General features: G+C 42.7%; 1 protein-coding gene. It reads right to left on the reverse strand.

Annotated features, from left to right (window positions below):
• The coding region (locus R0J87_RS23400; RefSeq protein WP_498889370.1) for a hypothetical protein at nt 1-246 on the reverse strand (246 nt) is incomplete at both ends.

Here is a 246-nt window from a genome sequence, read left to right on the forward strand (position 1 = left end):
GAGATAGGTCTAAAACTGCACCATTGTTGACATAGAAACTGAGTCCATCAATACTGTCCAAGTTAGTGAGGTCAATGCTTGAAGTTGCTCCATCTAGAGTAAGTGTCAGTCCTTCTAAAGTCGTGAGATTTTCGGTTCCTAAACTCCCTCCATCTCTAGCAGTAAGGCTGGAATAACCTGTAGAGTCTACAAAACTGGTCAGACTGCTTAGATTAACACTACTTTCCGTATCCTCAGCCCAGACAT

The organism is Halomonas sp. SIMBA_159 (assembly GCF_046536035.1).
Taxonomy (GTDB): domain Bacteria; phylum Pseudomonadota; class Gammaproteobacteria; order Pseudomonadales; family Halomonadaceae; genus Vreelandella; species Vreelandella venusta_A.